The sequence below is a fragment of the Mycobacterium sp. 852002-51613_SCH5001154 genome (assembly GCF_001667425.1).
In the GTDB taxonomy this organism is placed as follows: domain Bacteria; phylum Actinomycetota; class Actinomycetes; order Mycobacteriales; family Mycobacteriaceae; genus Mycobacterium.
Map to the genome: position 1 here is coordinate 25,126 of NZ_LZII01000086.1, position 6,845 is coordinate 31,970.

The window sequence follows — 6,845 nt, forward strand, 5'->3', positions numbered from 1 at the left end:
GTATTCTTTGACTATGGCTAAACCCCGCACCGCCGCTGAGAACAAGGCCGCCCGCGCGCAGGCGCAAGCCGCGCGTAAGGCCGCCGCGAAGGAGCGGCGCGCCCAGCTGTGGCAGGCGTTCAACCTGCAGCGTCAGGAGGACAAGCGGCTGCTGCCCTACATGATCGGCGCCTTCGTGCTGATCGTGGCAATCTCCGTGGCGGTCGGCGTGTGGGCCGGCGGGCTGACGATGTTCACGCTGATCCCGTTCGGCGTGCTGCTGGGCGGGCTGGTCACCTTCATCATCTTCGGCCGCCGCGCCCAGAAGAGCGTCTACAGCAAGGCCGAGGGCCAAACCGGTGCGGCCGCATGGGCTTTGGACAATTTGCGCGGCAAGTGGCGGGTGACGCCGGGGGTGGCCGCGACCGGCCACCTCGACGCGGTGCACCGGGTCATCGGCCGGCCCGGCGTCATCTTGGTCGGGGAAGGGTCGTCGGCCCGGGTCCGGCCGCTGCTGGCCCAGGAGAAGAAGCGCACCGCGCGGCTCATCGGCGACGTGCCGATCTACGACATCATCGTCGGCAACGGGGACGACGAGGTTCCGCTGTCCAAGCTGGAGCGCCACCTCAACCGCCTGCCGGCCAACATCACCGCCAAGCAGATGGACACACTGGAGTCGCGGTTGGCCGCGCTGGGGACGCGGGCCGGCGCCGCCGTCCTGCCGAAGGGGCCGCTCCCCAACGCCGGCAAGATGCGCGGCGTGCAGCGCACCGTGCGCCGCAAGTAGCCCTTAAGTCAGCGGCGATCGCAAGCGCGGCGGGTCGCCGCTAATGGTCAGCGCCGCACGACCGCCGTTGCGGTCAGCCGATCCTGCAGCCCCCGGCCGTCCCAGTCGGTGAACAACGCCGGGACGACAGTTCCCACCAGCACGCCCCGTATCACCGCGCGGCCGATGCCGACCGCCGCCTGCCGGTCGACCGTCACCACCCGCAGGCCCAGCACCAACTGCCCGGGCGTGAAGCCGAACAGCCGCACCGAGACCACGCCGAGCACGAACCAGATGGCCAGCACCGCCGTCGCCAACGTGTGTTCGGAGAAAACACCGAAGCGCAGGGCCAGCGCGGCCAGGCCGTAGGAGATCAGCCAGTCGACCATCAACGCGCCCAGCCGACGGCCCATCGGGGCCAGGGACCCCGGTCCGGTTTCCGGCAGGCCCAGCTTCTCGCCGGGGTATGCGGATCGCGATTCCGACGTCATCGGCCGAAACCCGGGTTCGGCTGCCTGACCTGCACGGCCCGGGCCCGTAAGCGAACGCTGCGCTCGGGGGCCGGAGCAGATACGATCTTGCGATCCATGGCCCCACAATAGAACCCGCCGCCGATGCCGCTCTTTTGTGGATGACATGGGTCGCGTAACGTGCGCGCAACACGGGGTTGACTGGCGGGCAACATCTGCTCCATAGCGTCAGGCCGCGGATCTCACCAAGTAAAGGAGCATTTCTGTGACGGAAACGACGCCCGACGACGTCTTCAAACTCGTCAAGGACGAGAACGTCGAGTATGTCGACGTCCGGTTCTGTGACTTGCCAGGCATCATGCAGCACTTCACGATTCCGGTTTCGTTTTTCGATGAGAGCGTCTTCGAGGACGGCCTGGCCTTCGACGGTTCGTCGATTCGCGGATTCCAGTCCATCCATGAATCCGACATGCTGCTCCTGCCCGACCCCGCGACGGCGCAGATCGACCTGTTCACCGCGCACAAGACGCTGAACCTGAACTTCTTCGTGCACGACCCGTTCACCCTCGAGCCCTACTCGCGCGACCCGCGCAACATCGCCCGCAAGGCGGAGAACTACCTGATCAGCACCGGCGTCGCGGACACCGCGTACTTCGGCGCCGAGGCCGAGTTCTACATCTTCGACTCGGTGAGCTTCGACTCGCGCACCAACGGGTCCTTCTACGAGGTCGACGCGATCTCGGGGTGGTGGAACACCGGCGAGCCGACCGAGAACGACGGCACTCCCAACCGCGGTTACAAGGTCCGCCCCAAGGGTGGGTACTTCCCGGTCGCACCCGTCGACCACTACGTCGACCTGCGCGCCGACATGCTGTCGAATCTGATCAAGGCCGGCTTCAGCCTGGAGAAGGGCCACCACGAGGTGGGCACCGGTGGGCAGGCCGAGATCAACTACAAGTTCAACACGCTGCTGCACGCCGCCGACGACATGCAGTTGTACAAGTACATCGTCAAGAACACGGCATGGCAGAACGGCAAGACCGTCACGTTCATGCCCAAGCCGCTGTTCGGCGACAACGGCTCCGGCATGCACACCCACCAGTCGCTGTGGAAGGACGGCAGCCCGCTGATGTACGACGAGACCGGTTACGCCGGCCTGTCGGACACCGCGCGGCACTACATCGGCGGCCTGTTGCACCACGCCCCGTCGCTGCTGGCCTTCACCAACCCGACCGTCAACTCCTACAAGCGACTGGTCCCGGGTTACGAGGCGCCGATCAACCTGGTCTACAGCCAGCGCAACCGCTCGGCCTGTGTCCGCATCCCGATCACCGGCAGCAACCCGAAGGCCAAGCGGCTCGAGTTCCGTTGCCCCGACTCGTCGGGCAACCCGTACCTAGCGTTCTCGGCGATGCTGATGGCCGGGCTCGACGGCATCAAGAACAAGATCGAACCGCAGGCCCCGGTGGACAAGGACCTGTACGAATTGCCGCCGGAGGAGGCCGCCAACATCCCGCAGGCGCCCACCCAACTGTCCGCGGTGATCGACCGGCTGGAAGAGGACCACGAATACCTCACTGAGGGCGGCGTTTTCACGCCCGACCTGATCGAGACGTGGATCAGCTTCAAGCGCGAGAACGAGATCCTGCCGGTGCAGATCCGGCCGCACCCGTACGAGTTCGCGCTGTACTACGACGTCTAAGTCGACGTCCGTCCGCAGTAGCTCCCAGAAGGGTCCACCCGCTCCGCGATCAGTTCAGCGAGCGGGTGGACCCTTCGCTTTTGTGGCCCATACCGAGCATGTGGCGGAAAGTTCAGATTCGAAGTCTTGCGGCGGCAACGGATTCGGCGTTAGCTTCTGGACCATGACTATCAGCACCGCACAGGTAATGGTTGGGCACGGCCGAGGCCGCATCGGCGGAGGCGCCGGCGGCGGACGGTTCGGTGGCGGAGCCGGCGGCGGCTTCGTCGGTGGCGGTGCCGGCGGCGGCTTCGTCGGTGGCGGTGCCGGCGGCGGCCGCTAACCAATCACACGATCGGGCTGGGCGGCTCGTCGGCGTCGGCCGTGCCGCCCAGGTCGAGTTGCATCCACGCGACGTCGTGCCAGCGGCCGTGTTTCCATTCCACGCGCCGATATAGGCCGGCGTCCTGGAACCCGAACGATCGGTGAAATCCGTTGCTGGCCTCGTTCGGTTGGGTGATGCCGGCGAAGGCTCTCCGATAGCCGCGCTCCGTGAGCCGGCGGAGCAACCGCGTGTACAGCTGTCGGCCGCCGCCGGTGCGGTGATGGTCGAGGTCGACGTAGATGCCGGTCTCGACCGACCATTGGAAGCTGGGCAGGCGCAGTAGCGCGTGGCCGTAGGCGAATCCGATGGCCCGAGCGTCGCGTTCCAGGATGAGCCACTCGTAGGCGTCTCGAATGCGGGCCGCCATCTCGCCGGCGCTCGGGACTTCGATCTCCCAGCTGACCGTCGTTTCCTCGACATACGGGCGATAGATCGCAAGGCATGCCGCGGCATCCTCTGCGGACGCCGGACGCAGCCGGCCCACTTTTCCTGGCATGCCCGGCATCCTTCCAGGCTTGCAAGGGCTTTCGCCGGCAAGCTCGCGAAACATAAACTATGGCGAAGGTCTGCGGCGTGTCTTCGCCGTAGGGTATCTGTCGCGGCCGCGAACCCGAGAACTAGCCGTCGAGCGCCAGGTCCTTGCGAAAGCGCTGCATGCCGTCGATCTTGTCGGCCAACGACGCGTCCGGTCCCGCGTAGAACATCCACGGCATGGTGATGATGCCCGTGATGCCGGCGGCGGCGGCGCGTTGGTAGTCGGCGGTGGTGAAGGCGTCGGTCAGCGGTGTCAGGATGGTGAAATCGTCCATCGACAAACCGTTTTCGGCACGCAACTCCCGCAGCCGGCCCACCGCCTCGATGGCGCGTTCGGTCTTGATCAGATCGCCGATCCAGCCATCGTTGCGCGCGGCACGGCGCAGCGCGATGTCGCTGAGCCCGCCGACGTACACCGGTATCGGCGGCGGCGTCGGCTCCATTTCCAGCCGCGGGTTGCGATAGAACGCGCCCTCGAACTCCGTCCAGCCCGGCCGCCACAGCGCGCGCATCAGGTCGATGATCTCGTCGGTCCGTTTCCCGCGGGCTTCGAACCGCTCGCCCATCAATGCGAATTCCTCGCGGCACCAGCCGACGCCGATGCCGAGCTCGACCCGGCCCGACGCCAAAAGCGCCGCGGTGCCAATCGCTTTGGCGGCCGAATAGGGGTTGCGCATCGCGGGGATGTAGACGGTGTTGACGAACCGCAGGCGCGTGGTGACCTGGGCCAGCGCGCCGATGAGGACCCACGGGTCGGGCCAGTCGGTGAACGGCTGCCAACGCCGTTGCCCGTCCTTGGTGTACGGGTACGGGGTGTCCAGCGTTTCCAGGTTGACGACGTGATCGGGAATCCCGATGCCGTCGTAGCCGAGTTCGTCGGCCGCCTTGGCGAGTTCGATGATCTCCCGGGTGTTCAGGAAGGCACTGCTGACGTAGAACTTCATTCGGCTTCCCGGGCCCACGCCGGCTCGATGAAGACGCCCTCGGCCTCGACGGTGACCCCCGCGGCGTCCGAAATCGTGCCGCGGGCAAAGACTTTGCGGCCCTCCTTGCCGTCGACCCACGCCTCGCAGCGCAGCGGCCCGAGCGGGGTGCCGCGCAGGTACTTCACGGTGATCGTTCCGGTGAAGCGCGCCTTGGACAGCCCCTCGCTGGCCGCCTCGCCGAGCATGTGGTCGAGCACCAGGGCGCTGACGCCACCGTGCACCAGTTTCGGTGGCCCCTCGTAGGCCGAACCGAGGACGAACTCGCTCCAGCAGCGCCCGCCGCCGTCGTGGTGGACGACGATCGGCGGCGCGATCGGGTTGCACACGCCGATCGCGGCGTTGCCCAGCGGCAGCGGGCGGCCGTCGACGCGGTAAGTCACCCCGACCGGCCGGGTCCGTTGCCGCAACGACGCTGTGACGGCCTCGATCGCCGACCGCGCCTGGGCGACGACGTCGTCGTCCACCTCGGTCCGGATGGTGGCGTCGACTAGGTCGCGCACGGCGTCGGCCAACGGGGCGTAGAGCGCTGTCACTCGCTGCGCCTCCGCCGCGTCGAGCACCTCGAATATGGCGTCCAACGCGCCGGCCTCCTGACTCAACTGCCAAACACCTTCCGTACCACCGCTTTCGCCCGCCGCGTCACCCGCAGATAGTTGTCCAGGAACTCCCCGCCCTCGTCGGTCGGCCAGCCCGCGGCCACCGCGACAGCGTTGAGCTGGCGTCCCGGTCCCGGCAGCTGATCGGTCGGCTTGCCGCGCACCAGCACCAGCGCGTTGCGGGCCCGGGTGGCGGTCAGCCACGCCTGCCGCAGCAGATCGACCTCCTCGGCGGGCACCAGGTCGGCCGCGGCGATCGCGTCCAGGCACGCCAGCGTCGAGGTGTTGTGCAGGGCGGGAATCTGGTGCGCGTGCCGCAGCTGCATCAGCTGCACGGTCCATTCGATGTCGGCCAGTCCCCCGCGGCCCAGCTTGGTGTGCGTGTTGGGGTCGGCGCCGCGCGGCAACCGTTCGGACTCGACGCGGGCCTTGATGCGGCGGATCTCCCGCACCGCCTCGGCGGACACCCCGGCGGGCGGGTAGCGCGTCTCGTCGGCCATCAACAAGAACCGCTCACCCAGGTCCGCGTCGCCGGCGACCGCGTGCGCCCGCAGCAGGGCCTGAACCTCCCACGGCTGCGCCCACTGCTGGTAGTAGGCGGCGTAGGAACCCAGCGTGCGCACCAAGGGACCCTGGCGGCCCTCGGGCCGCAGGTTGATGTCGACCTCCAGCGGCGGATCGACGCTGGGCGTGCCCAGCAGCGTGCGAACCTGCTCGGCGACCGTCGTCGACCACCGGATCGCCACCGAGTCCTCGACGCCGGCCGCCGCCTCGCACACGAACATCACGTCGGCATCGGACCCGTAGCCCAGCTCCATGCCGCCCAGCCTGCCCATACCGATCACCGCGATAACCGCCGGCGCCTTGCCGTCCTTGGGGAGGTTGGCACGCATGATCGCGTCCAGCGCGGCCTGCAGCACGGCCACCCACACCGAGGTAAGCCCCCGGCACACCTCGGTGACCTCGAGGAAGCCGAGCAGATCGGCCGAGCCGATGCGGGCCAGTTCGCGGCGGCGCAGCGTGCGGGCGGCCGCGATCGCGCGCACCGCGTCGGGGTGTCGGCTGGCCGAGGCGACCAGCGCCCTGGCCACCGCGGCGGGATCCGTTTCGAGCAGCTTGGGGCCGGCCACGCCGTCGCTGTAGTCCTCGATCACCCGGGGCGCGCGCATCAACAGGTCCGGCACGTAGGCGGAGGTGCCGAGCACGTGCATGAGCCGCCTGGCGACCGCGGGCTTGTCACGCAGGGTGGCCAGGTACCAGTTCTCGGCGGCGAGCGCCTCGGACAGGCGGCGGTAGGCCAGCAGCCCGCCGTCGGGGTCGGGGGCGTACGACATCCAGTTCAGCAGTCGGGGCAGCAACACCGACTGGACGCGACCGCGCCGGCCGCTCTGGTTTACCAGCGCCGACATGTGCTTCAACGCCGTCTGCGGTCCCTCGTAGCCGAGCGC

At 68.2% G+C, this 6,845-nt stretch carries 8 protein-coding genes; 3 read left to right on the forward strand and 5 right to left on the reverse strand.

Annotated features, from left to right (window positions below):
• Window positions 1-13 precede the first annotated feature (13 nt).
• Window positions 14-766 carry a DUF4191 domain-containing protein gene (locus A5750_RS25025; RefSeq protein WP_066951750.1) on the forward strand — a complete coding sequence of 251 codons (753 nt, stop codon included), beginning with the start codon at window positions 14-16 and terminating at the stop codon, window positions 764-766.
• A 47-nt stretch (window positions 767-813) separates the two neighbouring features.
• Here A5750_RS25025 and A5750_RS25030 read toward each other — a convergent pair whose 3' ends face one another.
• Window positions 814-1,236: an RDD family protein gene (locus A5750_RS25030; protein ID WP_066951748.1), complete on the reverse strand. Its 423-nt coding sequence runs from the start codon at window positions 1,234-1,236 to the stop codon at window positions 814-816.
• A gap of 244 nt (window positions 1,237-1,480) precedes the next feature.
• Between A5750_RS25030 and glnA the strand changes: the two genes are divergently transcribed.
• Window positions 1,481-2,917 carry a type I glutamate--ammonia ligase gene (gene glnA, locus A5750_RS25035; protein ID WP_066951746.1) on the forward strand — a complete coding sequence of 479 codons (1,437 nt, stop codon included), beginning with the start codon at window positions 1,481-1,483 and terminating at the stop codon, window positions 2,915-2,917.
• A 163-nt stretch (window positions 2,918-3,080) separates the two neighbouring features.
• Window positions 3,081-3,239 (forward strand): hypothetical protein, encoded by a 159-nt coding sequence (locus tag A5750_RS26020; protein WP_156659406.1) that lies wholly within the window; start codon window positions 3,081-3,083, stop codon window positions 3,237-3,239.
• Between the two features lie 4 nt (window positions 3,240-3,243).
• On the opposite strand, the gene A5750_RS25045 is transcribed toward A5750_RS26020, so the two are convergent.
• From A5750_RS25045 to A5750_RS25060, 4 genes are all read right to left on the reverse strand, one after another.
• Window positions 3,244-3,777 carry a GNAT family N-acetyltransferase gene (locus tag A5750_RS25045; protein ID WP_066951818.1) on the reverse strand — a complete coding sequence of 178 codons (534 nt, stop codon included), beginning with the start codon at window positions 3,775-3,777 and terminating at the stop codon, window positions 3,244-3,246.
• Between the two features lie 121 nt (window positions 3,778-3,898).
• Window positions 3,899-4,759: a TIGR03619 family F420-dependent LLM class oxidoreductase gene (locus tag A5750_RS25050; RefSeq protein WP_066951744.1), complete on the reverse strand. Its 861-nt coding sequence runs from the start codon at window positions 4,757-4,759 to the stop codon at window positions 3,899-3,901.
• Window positions 4,756-5,400 (reverse strand): PaaI family thioesterase, encoded by a 645-nt coding sequence (locus tag A5750_RS25055; RefSeq protein ID WP_066951742.1) that lies wholly within the window; start codon window positions 5,398-5,400, stop codon window positions 4,756-4,758. The genes A5750_RS25050 and A5750_RS25055 overlap by 4 nt, the downstream gene beginning before the upstream one ends.
• Window positions 5,397-6,845 (reverse strand): bifunctional [glutamine synthetase] adenylyltransferase/[glutamine synthetase]-adenylyl-L-tyrosine phosphorylase (locus tag A5750_RS25060; RefSeq protein ID WP_082959209.1); only part of this gene is annotated, 1,449 nt, incomplete at its 5' end. The genes A5750_RS25060 and A5750_RS25055, both read right to left, overlap by 4 nt.